Source organism: Anaerospora hongkongensis, assembly GCF_004339805.1.
GTDB lineage: Bacteria > Bacillota > Negativicutes > Sporomusales > DSM-15969 > Anaerospora > Anaerospora hongkongensis.
Map to the genome: position 1 here is coordinate 62,138 of NZ_SLUI01000016.1, position 18,984 is coordinate 81,121.

22 protein-coding genes are annotated in these 18,984 nt (G+C 47.1%); 6 read left to right on the plus strand and 16 right to left on the minus strand.

Annotation, left to right across the window (positions count from 1 at the left end):
- Positions 1-20 precede the first annotated feature (20 nt).
- From trmL to EV210_RS19320, 6 genes are all read right to left on the minus strand, one after another.
- On the minus strand, positions 21-479 hold the full coding sequence (gene trmL, locus EV210_RS19295) for a tRNA (uridine(34)/cytosine(34)/5-carboxymethylaminomethyluridine(34)-2'-O)-methyltransferase TrmL (RefSeq protein WP_132083037.1): 459 nt from the start codon (positions 477-479) through the stop codon (positions 21-23).
- Between the two features lie 71 nt (positions 480-550).
- On the minus strand, positions 551-1,450 hold the full coding sequence (locus EV210_RS19300) for a DMT family transporter (RefSeq protein WP_132082995.1): 900 nt from the start codon (positions 1,448-1,450) through the stop codon (positions 551-553).
- A gap of 139 nt (positions 1,451-1,589) precedes the next feature.
- Positions 1,590-2,684, minus strand: coding sequence for a hypothetical protein (locus EV210_RS19305; protein ID WP_132082996.1), 1,095 nt, complete (start codon positions 2,682-2,684; stop codon positions 1,590-1,592).
- A complete protein-coding gene (locus EV210_RS19310; RefSeq protein WP_132082997.1) occupies positions 2,681-3,583 on the minus strand; it encodes an acyl-CoA dehydratase activase-related protein in 903 nt (300 codons plus the stop codon). The genes EV210_RS19305 and EV210_RS19310 overlap by 4 nt, the downstream gene beginning before the upstream one ends.
- 26 nt (positions 3,584-3,609) lie before the next feature.
- Complete coding sequence (locus EV210_RS19315; RefSeq protein WP_132082998.1) at positions 3,610-4,575, minus strand: acyl-CoA dehydratase activase; 966 nt, start codon at positions 4,573-4,575, stop codon at positions 3,610-3,612.
- A 126-nt stretch (positions 4,576-4,701) separates the two neighbouring features.
- The gene (locus EV210_RS19320) at positions 4,702-5,001 is read right to left on the minus strand and encodes a hypothetical protein (RefSeq protein ID WP_132082999.1); all 300 of its coding nucleotides are present in this window, start codon (positions 4,999-5,001) and stop codon (positions 4,702-4,704) included.
- 279 nt (positions 5,002-5,280) lie between these two features.
- Between EV210_RS19320 and EV210_RS19325 the strand changes: the two genes are divergently transcribed.
- Together EV210_RS19325 and hydG are read left to right on the plus strand one after the other, a co-directional pair.
- Entirely contained in the window at positions 5,281-5,544 is a 264-nt protein-coding gene (locus EV210_RS19325; protein WP_243650641.1) for a TM1266 family iron-only hydrogenase system putative regulator, read from the plus strand.
- 10 nt (positions 5,545-5,554) lie between these two features.
- Positions 5,555-6,982: a [FeFe] hydrogenase H-cluster radical SAM maturase HydG gene (gene hydG / locus EV210_RS19330; protein ID WP_132083000.1), complete on the plus strand. Its 1,428-nt coding sequence runs from the start codon at positions 5,555-5,557 to the stop codon at positions 6,980-6,982.
- Positions 6,983-7,040: 58 nt separating this feature from the next.
- Here hydG and EV210_RS19335 read toward each other — a convergent pair whose 3' ends face one another.
- Positions 7,041-8,261 carry an MFS transporter gene (locus tag EV210_RS19335; RefSeq protein WP_132083001.1) on the minus strand — a complete coding sequence of 407 codons (1,221 nt, stop codon included), beginning with the start codon at positions 8,259-8,261 and terminating at the stop codon, positions 7,041-7,043.
- On the opposite strand from EV210_RS19335, the gene EV210_RS19340 reads away from it, so the two are divergent.
- Positions 8,242-9,861 (plus strand): SGNH/GDSL hydrolase family protein, encoded by a 1,620-nt coding sequence (locus tag EV210_RS19340; protein WP_132083002.1) that lies wholly within the window; start codon positions 8,242-8,244, stop codon positions 9,859-9,861. The two genes, EV210_RS19335 and EV210_RS19340, sit on opposite strands and share 20 nt — an antisense overlap.
- Before the next feature lie 70 nt (positions 9,862-9,931).
- Here EV210_RS19340 and EV210_RS23145 read toward each other — a convergent pair whose 3' ends face one another.
- From EV210_RS23145 to mobB, 5 genes are all read right to left on the minus strand, one after another.
- Positions 9,932-10,420, minus strand: coding sequence for a MogA/MoaB family molybdenum cofactor biosynthesis protein (locus EV210_RS23145; RefSeq protein WP_132083003.1), 489 nt, complete (start codon positions 10,418-10,420; stop codon positions 9,932-9,934).
- Positions 10,413-10,853, minus strand: coding sequence for an MOSC domain-containing protein (locus EV210_RS23150; RefSeq protein WP_132083004.1), 441 nt, complete (start codon positions 10,851-10,853; stop codon positions 10,413-10,415). Before EV210_RS23150 ends, EV210_RS23145 begins: the two co-directional genes overlap by 8 nt.
- Positions 10,850-11,341: a cyclic pyranopterin monophosphate synthase MoaC gene (gene moaC, locus EV210_RS19355; protein WP_132083005.1), complete on the minus strand. Its 492-nt coding sequence runs from the start codon at positions 11,339-11,341 to the stop codon at positions 10,850-10,852. Before moaC ends, EV210_RS23150 begins: the two co-directional genes overlap by 4 nt.
- 99 nt (positions 11,342-11,440) lie before the next feature.
- A complete protein-coding gene (gene moaA / locus EV210_RS19360; RefSeq protein ID WP_312339839.1) occupies positions 11,441-12,427 on the minus strand; it encodes a GTP 3',8-cyclase MoaA in 987 nt (328 codons plus the stop codon).
- Between the two features lie 22 nt (positions 12,428-12,449).
- Positions 12,450-12,944, minus strand: a complete 495-nt coding sequence (gene mobB / locus EV210_RS19365; RefSeq protein ID WP_132083007.1) for a molybdopterin-guanine dinucleotide biosynthesis protein B — start codon at positions 12,942-12,944, stop codon at positions 12,450-12,452.
- A 206-nt stretch (positions 12,945-13,150) separates the two neighbouring features.
- Between mobB and EV210_RS19370 the strand changes: the two genes are divergently transcribed.
- Positions 13,151-13,819 (plus strand): metal-dependent hydrolase, encoded by a 669-nt coding sequence (locus EV210_RS19370; RefSeq protein WP_132083008.1) that lies wholly within the window; start codon positions 13,151-13,153, stop codon positions 13,817-13,819.
- Positions 13,820-13,866: 47 nt separating this feature from the next.
- Here the strand turns inward: EV210_RS19370 and EV210_RS19375 are convergent, their stop codons facing one another.
- The 4 genes from EV210_RS19375 to EV210_RS19390 form a co-directional block, all read right to left on the minus strand.
- The gene (locus tag EV210_RS19375) at positions 13,867-14,319 is read right to left on the minus strand and encodes an N-acetyltransferase (protein WP_132083009.1); all 453 of its coding nucleotides are present in this window, start codon (positions 14,317-14,319) and stop codon (positions 13,867-13,869) included.
- 115 nt (positions 14,320-14,434) lie between these two features.
- Complete coding sequence (gene nth, locus EV210_RS19380; RefSeq protein ID WP_132083010.1) at positions 14,435-15,085, minus strand: endonuclease III; 651 nt, start codon at positions 15,083-15,085, stop codon at positions 14,435-14,437.
- 21 nt (positions 15,086-15,106) lie between these two features.
- Positions 15,107-16,132, minus strand: coding sequence for a molybdopterin-binding protein (locus EV210_RS19385; protein WP_207900783.1), 1,026 nt, complete (start codon positions 16,130-16,132; stop codon positions 15,107-15,109).
- Between the two features lie 216 nt (positions 16,133-16,348).
- Positions 16,349-17,257, minus strand: a complete 909-nt coding sequence (locus EV210_RS19390; protein WP_132083011.1) for an NAD(P)/FAD-dependent oxidoreductase — start codon at positions 17,255-17,257, stop codon at positions 16,349-16,351.
- A 251-nt stretch (positions 17,258-17,508) separates the two neighbouring features.
- Here EV210_RS19390 and EV210_RS19395 point away from each other — a divergent pair, with 251 nt between their 5' ends.
- Positions 17,509-17,709, plus strand: coding sequence for a DUF896 domain-containing protein (locus EV210_RS19395; protein ID WP_132083012.1), 201 nt, complete (start codon positions 17,509-17,511; stop codon positions 17,707-17,709).
- A 53-nt stretch (positions 17,710-17,762) separates the two neighbouring features.
- Positions 17,763-18,968 carry an MFS transporter gene (locus EV210_RS19400; protein WP_132083013.1) on the plus strand — a complete coding sequence of 402 codons (1,206 nt, stop codon included), beginning with the start codon at positions 17,763-17,765 and terminating at the stop codon, positions 18,966-18,968.
- The last annotated feature ends 16 nt before the right edge of the window (positions 18,969-18,984 follow it).

Below are 18,984 nucleotides of genomic sequence, written 5' to 3' on the forward strand. Positions count from 1 at the left end.
TATAAATTATTGTTCTCTACTCATCGCAGCCCAGGGAACTGCAATTGTCTGAGACCCTCATAAGCGGCAATGGCAACAGCATTTGACAAGTTTAGCGAACGGGCATCGTCCACCATCGGTATTCGGATACAGTTATCCCGGTTAATATCCAGAATGGCATCCGGCAGCCCCGCCGTTTCCTTGCCAAATACCAGCATATCTCCCGGCTGATACCGCACATCAGCATGCGAGCGGACAGCCTTGGTCGTATTAAAGTAAAACGTGTGGTCTTTGTAGAGCTCCATTACCTGGGCAAAATTATCGTGGTAGTGTATTTTTACCAAATGCCAGTAATCCAATCCAGCTCTTTTTAAATAGCGGTCGTCAACGGAAAATCCCAGGGGTTTTACCAAGTGCAGCTCGCAGCCTGTAGCTGCGCACAATCTTGAAATATTACCCGTATTGCCAGGAATCTCCGGTTCAACCAGCACTATATGCAGCATTTCGAATCACCTCTAACATTATAATAGGGGACAACCTTTTTTCTCTACGATAAATACCAAATCTTAGCTTAGCCACTCTCGTGCTTTTTGTCCGGTTGCTTGCCTTGAGTCTGAACAATGACTACTGCGGTAAGGACAAGCAGTCCGCCCAGCATTTGCAGCACTCCCATTTTTTCGTCAAGAGCTGCATAGGCAACTGCTGCTGCAATCACCGGTTCCAGACAGGCAATAATTCCCACGCTGGTAGGCGGCAGATAACGCATGCCGGTAAAATAAAGCAAAAAAGGCAGCACGGTTGAGAAAACGGCTACATACCAAAACATATACCAGTGCTCAGCCGTTATACTCCCTGCTTCCCACAGTTCCGGAAGCATCATCCACCATGCCAAAGCACCAAACCCAAAAGAGTAGACAGCTGCGGTCAGCGGATGATAACTGCGAACTGCCCGCCGTCCGTAAATAGTACAAAATGCCATAAAAAAGGCTGAGCTTACTCCACTTATTATACCCATCCAGTTTAATCCTGCAACTCCCCCGGAATTGAGCAAAATGAATAGTCCGCCGAGCATCGCAAGTGCTACTGCCCCTGCACTGCGGAATGTAAACTTTTCTTTTTCCCATAAAACAGCATAAGCCGCCATCAATACGGGAGATAAATACTGAAGAAAAACAGCAGTTGCCACATTCGTTAAGCTAATGGTGAAGAAGTAGGAGAATTGCATAAAAGCCATCCCTCCCATTCCTAAAACCGCAAAATACGGAATGTCCCGGCGTCTGATAACCAGTAAATGCCTGTTATAACAAAATACTCCCGCCAGAAGCAGTAAAAAAGATAATGTTAACCGCACTTTTACTAATAAAAACGGACTGACCGACTGATTAAATAAAAACTTAGCTACCGAACCGCCTACTCCCCACAGAAATGCGGCAGCGATTACAGCAGAAACCCCCACTGTTTCTTTGCGCAACTATGCCCCTCCTCATTCTACCGTATACCAAAATTCCACATAAAAAGATAAAAATCCTACCCCTTTCTGTGAAACAATCGGTAACCGAAACAAAACAGCTGTGAAACACTTAAAAGAAAGAGGCCGCATTATGCTTTTTCTAAAAGCGTTTTGCGACCCCCTCTTTCCTGCAACGCCGGTATTGCAATAGATCGATAAAAGCTTCCAGCCTGGTAGTAATTCCGCCATCACCTGACTGCTCATCGTATGCCAGCGTAAGAATTGGGACATCAGCATCCTTGCTGACCTGATGCAGAATATTTTTGGCTACCACCTCCGGCATGCAGGTAAACGGGTATACCTGGATCATGCCGTCAAAACCGTACTGCTGATTTTGCAGTGAATAGGCAACACTTTTGATTCCATGACCGCCGACATAATGGCCCAAGTAGGGCTTAGCCAGCGTATCAAGCAGTTGGTATTGCTTTCGATAGTCTGGGTTATACCAGAGATGACCTTTTACATAATCACTTAAATACATCGTTTTATAGACTTCAACGCCAAGTGCGCCCAGCCGTCTTTCTAAGTCCTGATTAATAAATGGTTCCAGCATGACATAAATCTCACCCACCAAGCCGATTCTCAGCGGACGCCGTTCTGGGGCTGCAGCCGCAGTTGACAGCAAGACCGTTATTTCCTGCCACGCCTCTTGCAGCTCAGCTTCCTCTGAAGCGGCCGAAATTTTTGCCATTCCTTGTTTCCTGACGGCATCTACGCTTCCTGGCAGACATTCCAGCGGGCGCATCTGTGCTGCCCAGCGCTCGACCTTGTCGAGCAGCTGCAGCTTTCTTCCGGCCAATTGGAAAGCCCGATAAACCTGCAGCCAGCTCTTGCCAGCCGACAAACGCCGTATCGTGCGTACGACTTCACTAAGCTGCGGTTCGATGACAATCATTTCAAAATGATACCCTAACCGTTCCAGAATTTCCTTTTGCACTTCAGCATAGTAGCCTAACCGGCAGGGCCCGGTGCCGCCACAGTTAATTAGCGTGTCTGCTCCTTGGTCCAGTGCCTCAATAAAGTTTCCCAGCGTAATCTTAAAAGGGAGGCAAACTGTTTCCGGCGAATGGGCGATACCCAATTCTAATGTTCGTTTGGAAATTGGCGGCGGTACAAGGACGGTCTGGCCCAGACCTTCAAGTAAAGCCTGCAGTACAATATGCATATTTCCCATATGCGGAAATGTTACTGTCAAGCTTTCTTCCCCCTTTCCAGCATATCGGTATAAGCTTCAAGGCGAGTAACAAAGCCGGCTTCAGCCGTATGCTCGTCAACCGATAAAATCATACAGGGAATATTTCGTTTCTGGGCCTGTTGAATGAGCAATTCCCCGATCAGCGCATCTGGTCCGCAGGAGAAGCACGTGAAGAAGATCAGTCCATCCACTGGTTTCGGCCCCGACATTAAGGCCATAGCCGCACCTGCAATATGCTGACTGCCCGACCAGAATATTTTTTTACCAAGCATACGGGCTGCCAAAGCCGCTTGCTTGGAACTTATTGCTGCGGGAGTAATGACATTAATGGCAGCACGCTTCAGTCTGCCAATGACGTTTAAGCTTACCTGTTTGTCGTAAAGCACATAGGGGTGCCCAATGACGGCTACAGTAAGTCCGCCGCTTGCCATCACCGGCACCACCGCCTGACGCGGCCTCACGAGTGCCCGCCCCCAGGCTGCAAGACTTGCGGCAGAACTTTTTCCCAGTTTCTGCCCAATCGTCACAACAGTATGAATCAGTTTATATCGGCTCTGGAGTAGATTAATTTCATTATCAATTAGTGGTGGAAGCTGAGCATTAGCCCTAAGTAAATCGGGCATGCCAATTATTTTGGGACACGTATACTGGCCATTGGCGATACTGACCACACGCGGTGCAAATAAATAGTCGGCCTGCTCTTTCAACGCACAGGCATGTCCGAAAAACACCTTAGCAGGCAGGCAGACTTCATCAAGTCTACTACCACAAACCAGGGTTTGGCGCGTTGTTTCCCCGGAAAGTATAATATCTGCACCTAGCTGGCGGAAAAAATCTTCCCACAGCCATCCGTACTGGTAATATAACAAGCCTTGCGGCATGCCGATACGAACCGACAAAAGCATCACCTCTTAACAAATTCCCCTTAAGCTACTGTAACGGCACTAGACCATTTGCCGCACCTGTCTCCCCAGCAGCCAATTGGCTGTCCATTCATGTGCAGTTTGACAATCTCACAGCAGTTCGCGCAGCCGCTGCATTCTATGCTGGTGGGGTGATAACTAAAATCTGCAACTTCAAAACCACGAAACAAACTCTTCTTTTGCTGGCTCTGAACCGCTTCTTGCGCCAATAAAGCAGCCCCTACCGCTCCCATAACATTAAAGTGAGGCGGAATAATGATTGGCTGTCCCAACGCTTCTTCAAACGCGCGGTGCATGCCTTTATTAGCAGCAACGCCACCCTGGAAAAGGATCGGACCGGTTATTTGCTTACCTTTCCCGAGATTATTTAAGTAATTGCGCACCAGAGACTGGCATAACCCGTTTAATATATCCGGCAAAGGATGACCGGCCTGCTGCTTGTGGATCATATCCGATTCGGCAAATACCGCGCAGCGTCCGGCAATCCGTACCGGTGTACGGGATTGGAGAGCTATATCGCCAAATTTTTCGATTGGAACATTCAGCCTGGCAGCCTGCTGATCCAAAAAAGATCCGGTTCCAGCCGCACAAACTGTGTTCATTGCAAAGTCAGTAACAACGCCATTACGCATAAGCATAATCTTAGAGTCTTGCCCACCAATTTCCAATACGGTTTGAACCTCAGGAACAATATGCAGAGCTGCCACCGCATGAGCTGTAATTTCATTTTTTATGCTGTCCGCTCCCACCACAATACCAATAAGCTCCCGACCGCTGCCGGTCGTACCTACACCAATAATATCAAGCTGCGGATGAGTATCACGAATATGGCCTAATGCCTGTTGTACCGCTTCAATCGGTTTGCCCTGCGTGCGGATATACAGTGTATCCATTACAGTACCGTCACCGGTAAGAATGGCAATATTCGTACTCACAGAGCCGATATCCAGACCTAAATATACTTGCAAAGCCTGTCCTCCCTTCTAATATTTCGCTTTAATGGACAAATTTAGTATTCCCAGAACCAGCCATTTTAATTGGCAAATCCCCTGTTTTTTCCAGTGGGATTTGCCAGCTTCCATTCAATTCAATGATTATTTTTTAGCCTGCTGCTCACCGGTAGCCCCTTCTACCGGTAATTTACCTGCAAAATCAATCCCTTTCGCGCTATACTTGCTGTTAAAATACTTATTAAAGATTTGGGTGGTTGCTCCGCCCCCGCCAGTAATAAAGGCAAAAGTATCATAATGCCCCCATTGTTGATTGTTCCACATTAGATAAAAAGAGGCAGCCAAAAAAGCAATAAAGGAAATAATACTGAAAAACCTCGTTAAACTGGGGATGCCATTTTCATATGTCATCGCAGTAAGAAAATTACACAAGCAGCTCCACATAATGATTATCCTCCTTACAAATAGCACTCACTATAGTTTATTAGCCTCCGGTTACTGTGGCACATCTTTTGCGGTAAAATAAACCTTGGCAGTTTTTACCCTAAAAGCTATAATATAAGTATCTGACAAAAGGCGGCAGCAACTGTCTTTTGAAGGAAAAATACACAGTCGTAAGTCTAATGCAAGGGCAACACCTGAGCACAGGAGGCACAGTAAGACACCCGCGCCTTCTTTTGGCTATGCCCAAAAGAAGGCTATTTTTGTGTACGGAGGTACAATATGATGACCAAGCGAATTGGTGTCATTGGCATTGTCATTGACGAGCCGAAGCATATATCAGATAAAGTCAATACGCTGCTTAGCCAATATGGTTCCATGATTATTGGCCGCATGGGTATTCCCCGGCACGATGAAAACGTGGGAGTTATTGCCCTCATCATAGAAGGAACCACCGATGATGTGGGTGCATTTACCGGCAAATTAGGCAATCTGCCCGGTGTCACTGTCAAATCAGCCCTGACTGCCAGAAAGGCGACTGAATAGGGGGATAAAAATGATTAACGAAAGTCAGCGTACTACAGATGCCTTTATTGATCATGAACGAATTGTGTCGCTATTAGCAGCAGCCAAAACCGCTTCCCGTGATAGTGCTTACGTCCGGCAAATTATTGCGAAAGCAGCTAAATGCAAGGGCCTGTCTGCCGATGAGGTGGCTGTTCTGCTTGAAATTGATCAGCCCGAACTAATCAACGAGATGTTGTCATGTGCGTCTCAGGTAAAAAATGCGATCTATGGCAGCCGGATTGTTCTGTTTGCACCGTTATACATTTCCAGCTACTGCGTTAATAACTGTACCTACTGCGGCTATCGCGCAGGTAATCCTGAACAGCTTCGCAGGCGCCTAACACTGTCTGAAATCAAAGAAGAAGTGGAAATCCTCGAATCATTAGGTCATAAACGCCTGGTAGTAGAAGCCGGCGAAGACCCGGTAAATTGCCCGACCAGCTATGTAGTAGACTGCATTAAGCAGATTTATAGCATAAAAGACGGTAATGGCAGCATCCGCAGGGTAAATGTCAATATTGCCGCTACAACAATTGAAGAATACCGTATGCTCAAAGATGTGGAAATCGGTACATATATTTTATTTCAGGAAACGTACCACCGGCCAACCTACCAGGCGATGCATCCAACGGGCCCTAAGATTGACTATAACTGGCACACGACAGCAATGGACCGCGCCATGCAAGCCGGAATCGATGATGTCGGCATCGGTGTATTGTATGGTCTTTATGATTATAAATACGAAACAATTGCGATGTGCTTGCATGCCGAACACCTGGAAACTACCCAGGGTGTGGGCCCCCATACCATATCCGTTCCCCGTCTGCGCCCGGCAAGCGGTATGGATGTAAGCCAATATCCCTATCTGGTCAGCGACAACGATTTCAAGAAAATTATTGCCGTTATCCGCCTGGCAGTTCCTTATACCGGTATGATCCTCTCTACCCGGGAAGAGCCGGAGTTTCGTGATGAACTGATTACTTACGGCATAACGCAGATTAGTGCCGGTTCCTGTACAGGCGTCGGTGGTTATCATGATTCACTGCAAGAAACAGATCAGCCCGGCCGGGGCATGCAATTTGAGCCAAGTGACAGCCGCTCGCCAAACGAAGTGATTCGCATGCTTTGCAATAATGGTTATGTGCCCAGCTATTGTACTGCCTGTTACCGCCAGGGACGCACGGGCGACCGCTTTATGAGTCTGGTAAAAAGTGGTGAGCTGCATAATGTCTGCCTGCCAAATGCGATCTTAACCTTTAAAGAATATTTACTTGATTATGCTGATGAAGAAACAAAAAAAGCCGGTGAACGAACCCTGTTAACCAGCCTGGAAGGTATCCCGCAAGAAACGATCCGTAACCAAACGCGCGAAAGATTGGAGCAGATTGAACGCGGTATCCGGGATATGTATTTTTAAACTGTTTTTTATGCTAAAATAAGGTCAGTGGGACAATATTGTGTCCCACTGACCTTATTTATTGACAAACCTTACTACGGACTTTTCGCTGCCTGATCTTTGGCACCAGCCAGAAGAAATAGGCTATACTGTAGATTACGGTGTAGCCGCCTGCAGCAATAAATGCACTGCGATAACCAAGTTCCGCAGATACAGCCCCCAAACCGATAGCTCCCAATGCAACCCCGCCGTCGACAGCCATGGAGAAAAAACCAAATGCCGTTCCCCGGTTGGCAGGCTGCACGGTACTGGTAATAATAGTTGCCAGTGTTGGAAAGGCCAGTCCATAGCCAATGCCGATACTGGCTCCGGCTACTGCCAGGACCCACCAATAGCCGCCTAAGCTGGTAACAAACATTGACGCCCCCATAATGATGAGAATATGAAAGGCCAATCGCTCCGGCGAAAGCACTGTACATAACCTGCCTACCCAGATTCGCGATGCAACTACTGATATTGAATAGGCAATATAGAATAAACTAAATTCCGTAACACCGCTGCTAACCATAAAAAGCGGCAAGAACGTCATAACTGCAGCATAACACAGGTTTACTGCCAATAAGCTGACTGTCGGCACGTATACTCCTGGTTCTGTAATTACCTCTCCCAGCGGCAGCGGCTGACTGTCTCTAGTCTTAATTTTCAGGCGTGGTGTTTTGGGGAAAAATACTAATGACAGCAGGGTTGCTGCTGCGCCGACTGCGACTACCAGGCCAAAACCGCTGACATTATACAACCAGCCGGCCATACTGGCAGCAATACCGACGCCAATCATCGTAAACAGCGTATAAACAGCTACTGCCTCAACCGTATTTTTTTCTTCATGCATCAAGGTTGCCATTGTTAGTGCTGCCGCGCTATAGCCGGATATGCCGATGCCATGCAGCAGCCTGGAGATGCTGGCGGCAAGTAGCGATGTCGTAAAATAATAACTGGCAATTGCTCCAATCGAAAGTACAATCCCGGCTGTAATAACTGGTGCACTGCCATATTTATCAACAGCCTTTCCGCCTATCACGCGAAATACGATAGCGCCCAGGGAAAAAATACCGATAGCCAGACCTACTTGGTGGTCATCCATACCTAAGCTGTGGTAATATATTGGAAGAACTGGCAGAAAGAAATTGACGCTCATCCAAAAAAACATATTCGCTAGTAAAAGACTCACAAATGTTCTTGTATAAATTTCACGGTTACCGATAACTGCAGGCAGGTGTTGCATGAAACGAAAAATTTTCACTTTGATCTTCCTCCTTTCCGCGGCTGCTATTTACGGCCTGGAAGCAACTGATTACGGATATGCCGGATATAAGCCGCACCTTGAAGCAAGGCAAGTGGCAAATGAATATATTCTAACCTGGCCCCGTCTCTCCTATTTATCCTACTATGAAATCGAAGTACTAAATTGCCCACCAGCAAATGATACAAAGGCGGCGCCGCTCTCTAAGCGTATTACCAAGTATCGCACCTGGTCAAACCAATGGACTGTCAACCAGAGTTTCCCTTACCGGACCTATTGGCGCGTATCGGCTCAAGGACTTTTTGCGCATCCGCTGGGCCGGTATTCGGAAAGTCTTAGCCTCTCTGAAGTAACCGGCAGCTCAGCGGAGGATTTTCTCCATATCAAACCGCAGGCAACCTCTTACTACCCGTCTCATAGCCCGGCACCGGCACGTCCGATGCTAACCTGGACCTCTGTTGCCGGCGCAGTATATTACGAAATCGAAATTCTATCTCAGCCACCGGAAAACCCTAATGACATCCTGCCTTCAACCTGGCAGATCTTTTCATCCCGGGAAGTATTTACGAACGGTTATAATGCAGATTTCGCCGATTTACAGGCAGCAAATCCGCTATGGCGTGTACGAGCGCTCGATTATTTTGGCAATCCCATCGGCGTATTTTCCGATGCCACTCAAATCAGCATAAATCCGACTACACCACAAATTTTAAAACCGGTAATAACAGGTTCGCTGAATCAGACTGGCAAAGCTGACCTCTTATATCCGGTGTATTCCTGGATTCCAATTATCGGTGCAGCAGAGTATGAAGTAGAGCTGCTTAGTCAGCCGCCGGAAAACCCCAATGGAACCGAACCATCTCAATACCGTATCTGGAGTAAGCAGGTTACAGGCTTTGACTGCTATGATGATCTCCCGCGCAGCGAAGCCGGGACCTATTACTGGCGCGTTTTAGGTCTGGACAAGCAAGGTCATGCTGTTGGCGTCTATTCTGATGCCTCTTCCTTTACGGTGGACTTATCCAAAGGCAATTATGCCGCCACTTTTGGTGACAGCATTACTCACGGCGGAGGTGCCGTATCTTATTCACCTGCCGACTGGGAATACAGTTACCAGACTTATTTGAGCTTTCCGGTCGTCAATCTGGGTAAAAGCGGCGATACTTCAGAAACAATGGCGGAACGCTTTGATCATGATGTCCTGCCGTATAAACCCCGCTTCTTATTGATTATGGGCGGCACCAACAGCCTGCGCGGCGGCACTCCTGCAGCAGATGTCATTCATGATTTAACTGTTATCCGGGATAAATGTCTGGCTAATGGCATCCGTCCAATATTTATGACACTGCCTCCGATCAATCCGGTTGCCATTGACCGGGTTTTCCGGGAAGATACGATGCCAACCTGGCAGCAAGAATTTGCGGGAGTCAATCAGTTCATCCGCCAGCAGCGTTATTTTATTGATTTAAATCCTTATTTTACGAATATGGATGGGGAATTACCTGATTACTACGCAATTGACGGCCTTCATCCTGATATTGAAGGCAAAAAGCTCATGGCCCAAATTATTAATGCCCATTGGTCGCGCGTGACTCGTTAAAAAAATAAGCAGGCCTCCTGGAAGGCCTTAGGCAATAAGCATAATCAGGCCCGTCAGGGGCCTGATTTATTTATGAACGGGCACATTCGGAAGCTTCACCCTTTAATATTGCTAAACCATGTTCTAGTGCAGGCAGCACAACTTCCAGGCATTCCTGAACGCCCTTGGGACTGCCGGGGAGATTAATAATTAAGGTGCGGCCTCTAGTCCCCGCTACTGCCCTTGACAGCATAGCCCGGTTCGTTTTTTCCAGTGATTTCGCACGCATGGCTTCCGCAATTCCCGGCACCTGCCTGTCCACAACTGCCAGCGTTGCCTCAGGGGTAACATCGCGCGGACCAAGTCCGGTGCCGCCTGTTGTCAGAATCAGGTCCACTGCCAGATTATCTGCCATATCGACCATTTCGCGGCTAAGCGCCTCCTGTTCATCAGGTACAATCACATAATGCTTGACATCCCCTAGGCCTGACAGCATTGCCGCAATCGTTTTGCCGCTAATATCGTCGCGTTCCCCTTTTGCCCCTTTATCACTGGCTGTAATAATGCCAATATTAAACATGCTCAATCACCTCAATGCTATCGCCTACTGACAGGCTGCCACCTTCAACAACAATTGTAAATATCCCCTCTTTCGGCATAACACAGTCACCCGCCTGATAATAAATCGCACAGCGCGTGTGGCATTCTTTGCCGATTTGGCTTACCTCCAGCAGCGTTGCTCCCGCCTTTAGTCTGGTTCCCACCGGCAGCGAACATAAGTCAATACCGGTTGTTGTTACATTTTCGGCAAAATCACCCGGATTGACATCCAAGCCTTTGCCCCTCATTTTTTCAATACTTTCTAAGGCAAGCAAACTAACCTGGCGATGTTGAAAACCGGCATGCGCATCGCCCTCCAAGCCTAATCCTGCGAGCAAATTAGCCGAACCGACATTTTTTTTGCGTTCTCCCTTATTTGCGCTGGTACAGACAGCAACAATCGTCCCTTTCATGAACCAACTTCCTCTCGCTGATAATCTCCGCTTTTTCCGCCCGATTTGGCAGTAAGGCGTATATATTCAATCACCATGGCCTTATCGACTGCCTTGCACATATCATAGATCGTTAAGGCTGCAGTTGCAACTGCCGTAAGAGCTTCCATTTCCACGCCGGTTTTACCGGTTGTTTTAACGGCTGCGACAATATCGACACAATTCTTTCCTTCACAAACGGTTAATTCCAGGTTAACACTCGACAGCAGCAGCGGGTGACACATCGGGATAAGCTCCCCCGTTTTTTTAGCCCCCATAATTCCGGCGACCTGGGCAACGCCCAAAACATCACCTTTCCCCATTTCGCCCTGTTTGATCAGTTCCAGTGTATGGGGTTTCATCACAATACGCCCTTCGGCAATTGCCTGGCGATGAGTATCCTGCTTGACAGTTACGTCTACCATATGCGCTTTGCCGGAATGATTAAAATGTGTTAAGTTCAAAGTCATGCCGTCCTTTCCTACTTTTGCCTATATTCTCCAATAGGCAAACAAATCCTGCCTGTAAAAACCTGGAGATAGCCCGTTGAAACTTCACCGGGCTAACCGTCAACCGCCGATCTGCGACATTCTTCGTTGAAAATCGGTATCTGAATTATTAAGATGATGCTCAGCGGGTTTTTCCTGAACGACTTGAAAAAAAAGGCTTGCTAATCCTGTGTCACTTGCTCCGCCGCGCAGCGGCGTCTTCATATCAACTTCCTGATTAGACAGCAGACAGGGCCGAAGTTTTCCATCTGCAGTAAGACGGATACGGTTGCAGCTGCCACAGAAATGGTCGGATATGGGCGTAATAAAGCCAATGCAGCCTTTTGACTGAGCAAAGCGATAGTACTTCGCCGGTCCATTTCCTTTACCGGTAAAGGTCATCGGCTTTAATGATCCTGGAGCGTGTTTTTCCAGCAATTCCCGGACTGCGTCTGCCTTCATTCCCGGGCCAATGCCGCCATAACCAATAGGCATATACTCAATAAACCGTACGGCAACCGGGTGCTGCCTAACAAGCCTGGTAAAATAAACCAGATCATCTTCCGTCACTGCCTCACTTAATACTACATTCAGCTTTACTGGCGTCAGGCCGGCTTGCAAGGCACTTTCAATGCCGCTTAACGTATCGGCAATATTACCACAGCCGCCGGTTATATGACGAAAGCGTTCCGGATGAACCGTATCGAGACTAATATTAACCCGATCCAAGCCTGCCGCTTTAAGATCAGCGGCTAGAGGACCCAGCAGACTGCCGTTCGTTGTCATAGATAGATCCTCGACTGTCCCCAGCGCCTTAACAGCATGGACAAAATCAACAATGCCTTTGCGCACTAAAGGCTCACCGCCGGTAATGCGAACTTTGCTGATTCCCTGCTTGGTCAATATGGCAATAATCCGTACTAATTCTTCGTAAGTCAATATATCAGAATGTTGCAATAACTGAACCCCTTCAGGCGGCATACAGTAAACACAGCGGAAATTACACCGGTCAGTAACGGAAACACGCAGATAATCAATAGCACGGTTGTAGCTATCGTGCAACTCCATCACCTCTTATCAGAATATCCGGTTATCGACCCGGTTTGAGAATAACAGCCTCCAGAAATAAAGCCAGCTCACCGGCATCATCTAAGGGAAACTGGGGTATATCATCATATAAAAGCGTATCAGTGGCAATTGCCAGCAGCTCACTTTTGGGGCAAAGCGGAGTATCACAAACTGCCTTGCGATAAATCTCAATTTTTTGTTTCCGCTCTTGTTTATAGCCTTCCGTAAATATAATATCAACATCCGAAATGCAGGCTATCACATCATCGAGCGCCAGCTCCTGCTCAACCTTTTTGATCATTGCCATCTTTGCGGGTGACGAGATACAGACCACGTCAGCACCAGCTTGAGCATGACGCCATGTATCCTTACCTGGTTTATCCATTTCAAATCCATGTACATCGTGTTTAATTGTTGCTACTCTATACCCCCGGGCTTTCAGCTCTCGGATGATTTTTTCCAGATAAGTGGTTTTTCCGCTGTTCGAACGCCCCACAATGGATATAACAGGAATCAAATTATCACGCCCTTGAGTGAATATCGTACATATCATTTTCTACATTGCTTTGCTCAGACCTGCTGTAAAGCTTCTTGTTTTTATCATACCCGCCCGCTCCTTATTCATCACAAGGGAATGAACAGCACCATTAGGTAAAAAGGTTTTTACAGGCTAAAATCGAATACACTACCAAAGAATGGATAAGAATGAAAAGGAGCGTAACTATGGTTAATTTAACATTTTGGGGACATGCCTGTTTTCAGTTAACGCACAAAGATCATTCTCTGATCTTTGATCCCTTCTTAACTGACAACCCTTTCCAAATTACTCAGGCCAGCGACATCACCTGCAACTACATTCTGGTTTCCCATGGCCATGCCGATCATCTTGGTGATGCCGTGTCCATTGCCCAGCGAACCGGGGCAACTGTCATTGCAACAGCAGAGGTTGCCCATTTAATCGGTCAAGAGAATTGCACCACCCATGCTATGCACATTGGCGGCAAACATGCTTTTGATTTCGGTTACGTGCGGATTACGCCAGCCTTTCATGGCGCTGGAATACCGGGCGGTCATGCCTGCGGATTTATTGTTAATTTCTTCGGCACCACCATCTACTTTGCCGGTGACACCAGTCTTTTCGGCGATATGGCTTTGCTCGGACGCCTGGAGAATATTGATTATGCGCTGCTGCCAATCGGTGATAATTACACCATGGGGCCTAGTGACGCAGTCGAAGCAGTCGCCCTTCTCAAGCCCAAAGCAGTTATTCCCATGCACTACAATACCTGGCCCGTCATCGCCCAATCACCGGAGGATTTCAAACAGGCCGTCGAACAACGGCTTGCTGTCCCTGTTTATATTGTGGCACCTGGTCAGCAATTAACCTTATAGAGAAAAAAAGACGCCTGCCCTGGTAGAATCCACAGCAGACGTCTTTTTTACAATTCTTTTACCATAGCAATTTCATCACAGTTAGGGAACTTGGCACAGTTGATACACTCTTTCCATACTTTATGGGAAAGCCTTTCTTTCGGCTGCTCGCTAAACCCTAATTTAGCAAAAAAGCCCGGCTGATAGGTTAATGCAAAAACAGTTTTCACGCCTAGCTGCTTTGCCTCTTCAATCAACCCTAAAACAATATTGCGGCCAACGCCACTGTTTGTCGCAGCAGGTGCAACGGCTAAAGCCCGCACTTCCGCCAATTCGTCCCAAACCATGTGCAAAGCACCTACGCCGAGTATCTCACCGTTTTCTTCGGCAATAATGAAGTCCCGCAGTGATTCATATAGTATATTTCGCGCTCGGGCCAACATTAGCCCCTGCTCGGCATAAGCATTTACAATTTTTTGAATAGCCTCTACATCCGCAAAAGTTGCTTTCCTATATATCATCTGAATCCCCCTCTCCTATGTATAATTATACTCATTATATTATATTTATCCAGTGTTTTTTGTATCTTTTACTCTAACCCTATTGCTGAACTTTATTCAATAAGGAACCGCACCCTTAAGGCGCGGTTTTTTTATTCGTATTGAAAGCGAGACATAATGCAGTTAAGCGGCAATTGCCGCATTCCGGTTTACGTGCTTTGCAGACTTTTCTACCATGCCAAATCAGCCAATGATGGGCAGCACTCCATTGTTCCCGAGGAATAGCTTTCATCAGCCCCTGCTCAACAGCCAGCGGTGTTTCTCCTTTTGCCAGCCCTAACCGGTTGGCAACACGAAATACATGCGTATCGACTGCAATGGCAGGAACATGAAATAATTGACTGAGAACAACATTAGCAGTCTTCCTGCCCACACCTGGCAATTCAGTGAGCGCCTCGAAGTCAGCAGGTACTTCACCACCGTACTTGCGGCATAGAATATCACAAGTAGCGATAATATTACGGGCTTTGCCGCGAAAAAGACCGCAGTCGCGAATTTGTTCTTCCAAACCGGCTTGTCCAAGCTCAAGAATCTTGTCCGGACTGTTATATTGAGCAAAAAGACGGGCCGTAATAATGTTTACCCGCTCATCCGTGCATTGTGCCGATAAAATCACGGCTATTAACAATTCGAAAGGCGTTGTATAATGCAGGGCTGTCTCCATGCCGCGATACCATTCTTCCAATATAGCCAGCATTTCTTGTTTAGCAGCTTTGGTTATGCGCACCTCTCCCGCCTCCTCTACCTTTTATTTACCGAAAGGACAATGGGGAAATGTGCAGCTGGTACAAACTTTACAAAGACCGCCATACCCCAGACTGGCGATATCAGCCTTTGTAATACGTTCTCCCGCTAATACCCGGGGGAAAATAAGATCAAGAACCGTAGTCTTGGCATACATTCCACAGGCCGGCATTCCCATTACCGTTACTTCATCCAGATATGCCAGCATAAACATCGCTCCCGGTAATACCGGAGTTCCGTAACTGATAACTTGTGCACCTGTAGCCCTTATCGCATCCGGGGTTACATCATCAGGATCCACCGACATGCCGCCTGAGGCAATAATGATGTCAGCCCCTAGTTCTTTATAATGCAAAATGGCTGCCGTGATTTTTTCTTTATCATCAGGTAAATAGGTTGTTCCGATTAACTCGCCGCCAAAATCGGCTGCTTTTTTTTGAAAGACAGGCGCAAATTTGTCCTGGATGCGGCCATAGTAAACTTCATTCCCCGTGATAATAACACCAATCTTAAGTTTAAGTAATGGCTTAACTGACAAAATCGGACCAAACCGGTTACAAATTTGTTCCACTTCCGCTACCATACTTTCATCTACAACAAGCGGTACCACCTTAATGCCTGCAACGGGAGTGTCTGCATCAACGATTTGATTCCCATGCAAAGTCGAAAGAACAGCATGTTCTACCATATTAATGGCAAAGGCTGCTTCTCTGTTTACCTTTAGTAATCCTGCCCGGCTGGCTTTAACATTGATTTTTCCCTCAGCAGGCTCAGTACAATAGACACCTTCACCGGCAATTCCCCGGGCCATCCGGGAAATGGCATCGTTTTCGTGAACCTGTCCTTCCGTAAGCTCTATTAAAAAAATATGCTCCTTGCCAATATCTTTCAAATGGCAAATATCTTCTTGCCGGATTACATGTCCTTTTTTAAAAGCGGGCCCCCGATATTCACCAGGCACAATTTTAGACATATCATGCCCCAGTACCATGCCGACGGCATCTTCTACTCGCACTTGTCTAATTGCCACATTATCAGCTGCCTTTCTTCCCTGTTTCATTAGAAAAGACTTGGCTTGCACCAAGTCTTCTAAGACGCAGGTGGAAGCCTATGTCGTTCTGTCGATAAAAACTGTTTTTCATGAAAACAGTTAGGCCTAGGCCTTGTTTGCCCTTTCATTTTAAATCACCGGGCAAAAAAAGTAAAGAAAAAGCCCCTGCACTCCGAAAGCGCAGGGGGAACGTTATTAACGCCTATGCAGCAGGTAATCATACGCACTTAAGGCCGCTTTTGCACCATCTCCGGCAGCAATGACAATCTGTTTATCAGGACCGCTGCTAATATCACCGGCAGCGAAAAGTCCCGGAATATTTGTTTTCGCCCGGCAATCGGTAACAACCTCACGATCCTGATTAAGCGCTACCACACTTTGCGCGAATTCCGAATTTGGTATTAATCCAATTTCAACAAACACGCCATTCACTTCCAGTTCCTGATCTTCATTGGATTCAAGGTTTTGCACAACGATTTTCTCCACTACCTGGCTGCCCTCAATTTTTTTAGTTACATAGCCTTTTACCTCAACGATATTGGCTGCTTCTTTCATCTTGTCAATAATAATAGGATCGGCGATATATTCTTCGCTTGATATAAGATATACCTTTTCGCCAACCAAACTTACTTCAATTGCCGCCTGTACGGCTGAGTTTCCTCCGCCAATGACAGCTACCCGCTTATTGGCAAACAACGGCCCGTCACATGTTGCGCAATAACTAACCCCGCGCCCCGTAAACTCCTGTTCGCCCGGTACATCCAGACGCCGCGGCCGCTTGCCTGAAGCAAGAATGACTGTTTTAGCCTGATGCTTGTCCTCTGTGGTTACAATCGTAAATGTTCCATCGGCATTGACGGTAAGACCGGTGGCTTCCTGATACAGAATTTTTACTGAAAACCGCCGTACCTGTTCCTCAAATTTGCCCATTAATTCCGGCCCGGTAATAAACTGATACCCCATATAGTTTTCAATTTCCATTGTCCACATTGGCTGACCACCAAAATCAGTAGTAATCAGCAATGTGTTCATTTTCTTTCTTGCCGCGTATACGGCCGCCGTCATACCGGCCGGACCTCCGCCAATTATAATTACGTCATACATGCTACTCACCTCATAAATAAAAGTAAGATCATTACTCCAGGCGCTGCTGCAAATAACAATCAAATAAATAAAAACAAGCAAGGTGACTGATTTCTAAAAAGCTCTTAGTATTAGTATCGGTTTGCTCCTGCTGAATATGCGAGTTCCAGCTTATGCTGTTATTTTCCAAAACCCCTTCTAGTCTAGCATCTCTTGCATGTTTGTCAATAATCTGCTACTATACTTACAGTCATTTACAGGAGTGTGATACCATGATACAAACGATCGCCCGCATTAATGAATTAGCGCGCAAACAGCGTGAAACAGGCTTATCAGAGGAAGAGAAAGCCGAACAAAACCGCTTACGCCGTATTTATATTGATAATATAAAACAGCAAGTGCGTCAACAATTAGAGCAAAGCCAGCCCGGTCATACCCATAGTTGCAGCTGTGGCTGCCAGCATAAACACTAATAAAAGCGTTATTTTTATAAGCTGTACCGTTTTGCTACGAGAGGAGTCCTTTTATGAATAAGACCGGCAATTCCCGTTGGCTGTTCATTGCCTTGTTAAGTGCCGGGCATTTTTTCAGTGACTTTTACAATACATTTTTACCTGCACTTCTGCCTGCAGTAACAGCCAACCTGGCTCTTTCCTTAACGGCTACCGGTTCACTGATTATGGTTTATTCGTTGACCTCCAGTATTCTCCAGCCCGTACTGGGTTATTATATCGATAAGCATGGGTGGACATGGTTAATCCTGCTTACGATTCCTGCCAGTGCTCTATTTATTTGCCTGGCAGGACTGGTCACCACTTACTGGCAATTATTTGTCTGCATCACCCTGGCCGGTCTCGCTTCCTCGCTCTTTCACCCGCTCGGATCAGCAATGCTGAATAGAGCCACCAATGCCGGCAACAAAGGGATTGCAATGGCGCTGTTCATCGGCGGTGGGAATATTGGGGTCGCAGTTGCACCGGCCTTTGTCTTGTATTTTCTATATCGCTTTGGTACAGAGCAGCTGCTATGGCTGGCTCTTCCCGGTGCACTATTAGGATTAGCCTGTTACTTCGGACATGTCCATCAAATTCCGGTCAAGTCACTTCCTCCAGAGCGAACTACAAATTCTCCTAAGACCGCTGCCTGGTACCGCTCCAGTAATTTGTTAAAACTGAATGTTGTTATGGGCCTACGCTCCTGGCCGCAGGCGGCAATTCCTAACTTTCTCATACTGTGGCTGGCTCAGCAAGGTCAGCCAACGGCTCTCGCCGGCGGCATGCTTACGGTCTTTTTGCTGGGCGGAGCACTGGGCAGTATTGGCGGCGGCTATGTTGGCGACCGTTATGGCCGTAAGAACTGTATTATAGCCTTTTTACTGCTGTGTATCCCATCACTTTATTATTTTTTGACCACCCCGATTATAACTCCCACAACCTATCTGCTGCTCGGCCTAAGCGGGGCAGCCTTACAGGGTACGCTGCCTTCTTCTATAATCTGGGCACAGGAAATGCTGCCGTCCAATGCGGCGATGGCTTCTGGTATGATGCTGGGTTTAGCTTTTGGCTTAGGCGGCCTGGGAGCTGCCGTAACCGGTGCCCTGGCTGATTTTATCGGCCTGCAAGCCGCGCTGCTATGGACCTTGCCGCCGCTGGCACTGGCAAGTATCATAACCCATTTTATTCCCGATGCAAAAGGCTGCAGCCCGGTAACGCAGCAAGTTAGTTCAAAATAAATAAAGAAGGCAGCAG

Excerpts from the sequence above, each read along its gene's own strand:
- hydG (WP_132083000.1), top strand. The coding sequence starts at position 5,555 with ATGATTAACGAAAGTCAGCGTACTACAGATGCCTTTATTGATCATGAA.
- EV210_RS19340 (WP_132083002.1), top strand. The coding sequence starts at position 8,242 with ATGAAACGAAAAATTTTCACTTTGATCTTCCTCCTTTCCGCGGCTGCT.
- EV210_RS19370 (WP_132083008.1), top strand. The coding sequence starts at position 13,151 with ATGGTTAATTTAACATTTTGGGGACATGCCTGTTTTCAGTTAACGCAC.
- EV210_RS19390 (WP_132083011.1), bottom strand. The coding sequence starts at position 17,257 with ATGTATGACGTAATTATAATTGGCGGAGGTCCGGCCGGTATGACGGCG.
- EV210_RS19400 (WP_132083013.1), top strand. The coding sequence starts at position 17,763 with ATGAATAAGACCGGCAATTCCCGTTGGCTGTTCATTGCCTTGTTAAGT.
- EV210_RS19375 (WP_132083009.1), bottom strand. The coding sequence starts at position 14,319 with ATGATATATAGGAAAGCAACTTTTGCGGATGTAGAGGCTATTCAAAAA.
- EV210_RS19325 (WP_243650641.1), top strand. The coding sequence starts at position 5,281 with ATGATGACCAAGCGAATTGGTGTCATTGGCATTGTCATTGACGAGCCG.
- EV210_RS23145 (WP_132083003.1), bottom strand. The coding sequence starts at position 10,420 with ATGTTTAATATTGGCATTATTACAGCCAGTGATAAAGGGGCAAAAGGG.
- EV210_RS23150 (WP_132083004.1), bottom strand. The coding sequence starts at position 10,853 with ATGAAAGGGACGATTGTTGCTGTCTGTACCAGCGCAAATAAGGGAGAA.
- EV210_RS19395 (WP_132083012.1), top strand. The coding sequence starts at position 17,509 with ATGATACAAACGATCGCCCGCATTAATGAATTAGCGCGCAAACAGCGT.
- EV210_RS19320 (WP_132082999.1), bottom strand. The coding sequence starts at position 5,001 with ATGTGGAGCTGCTTGTGTAATTTTCTTACTGCGATGACATATGAAAAT.
- moaA (WP_312339839.1), bottom strand. The coding sequence starts at position 12,427 with ATGGAGTTGCACGATAGCTACAACCGTGCTATTGATTATCTGCGTGTT.
- moaC (WP_132083005.1), bottom strand. The coding sequence starts at position 11,341 with ATGACTTTGAACTTAACACATTTTAATCATTCCGGCAAAGCGCATATG.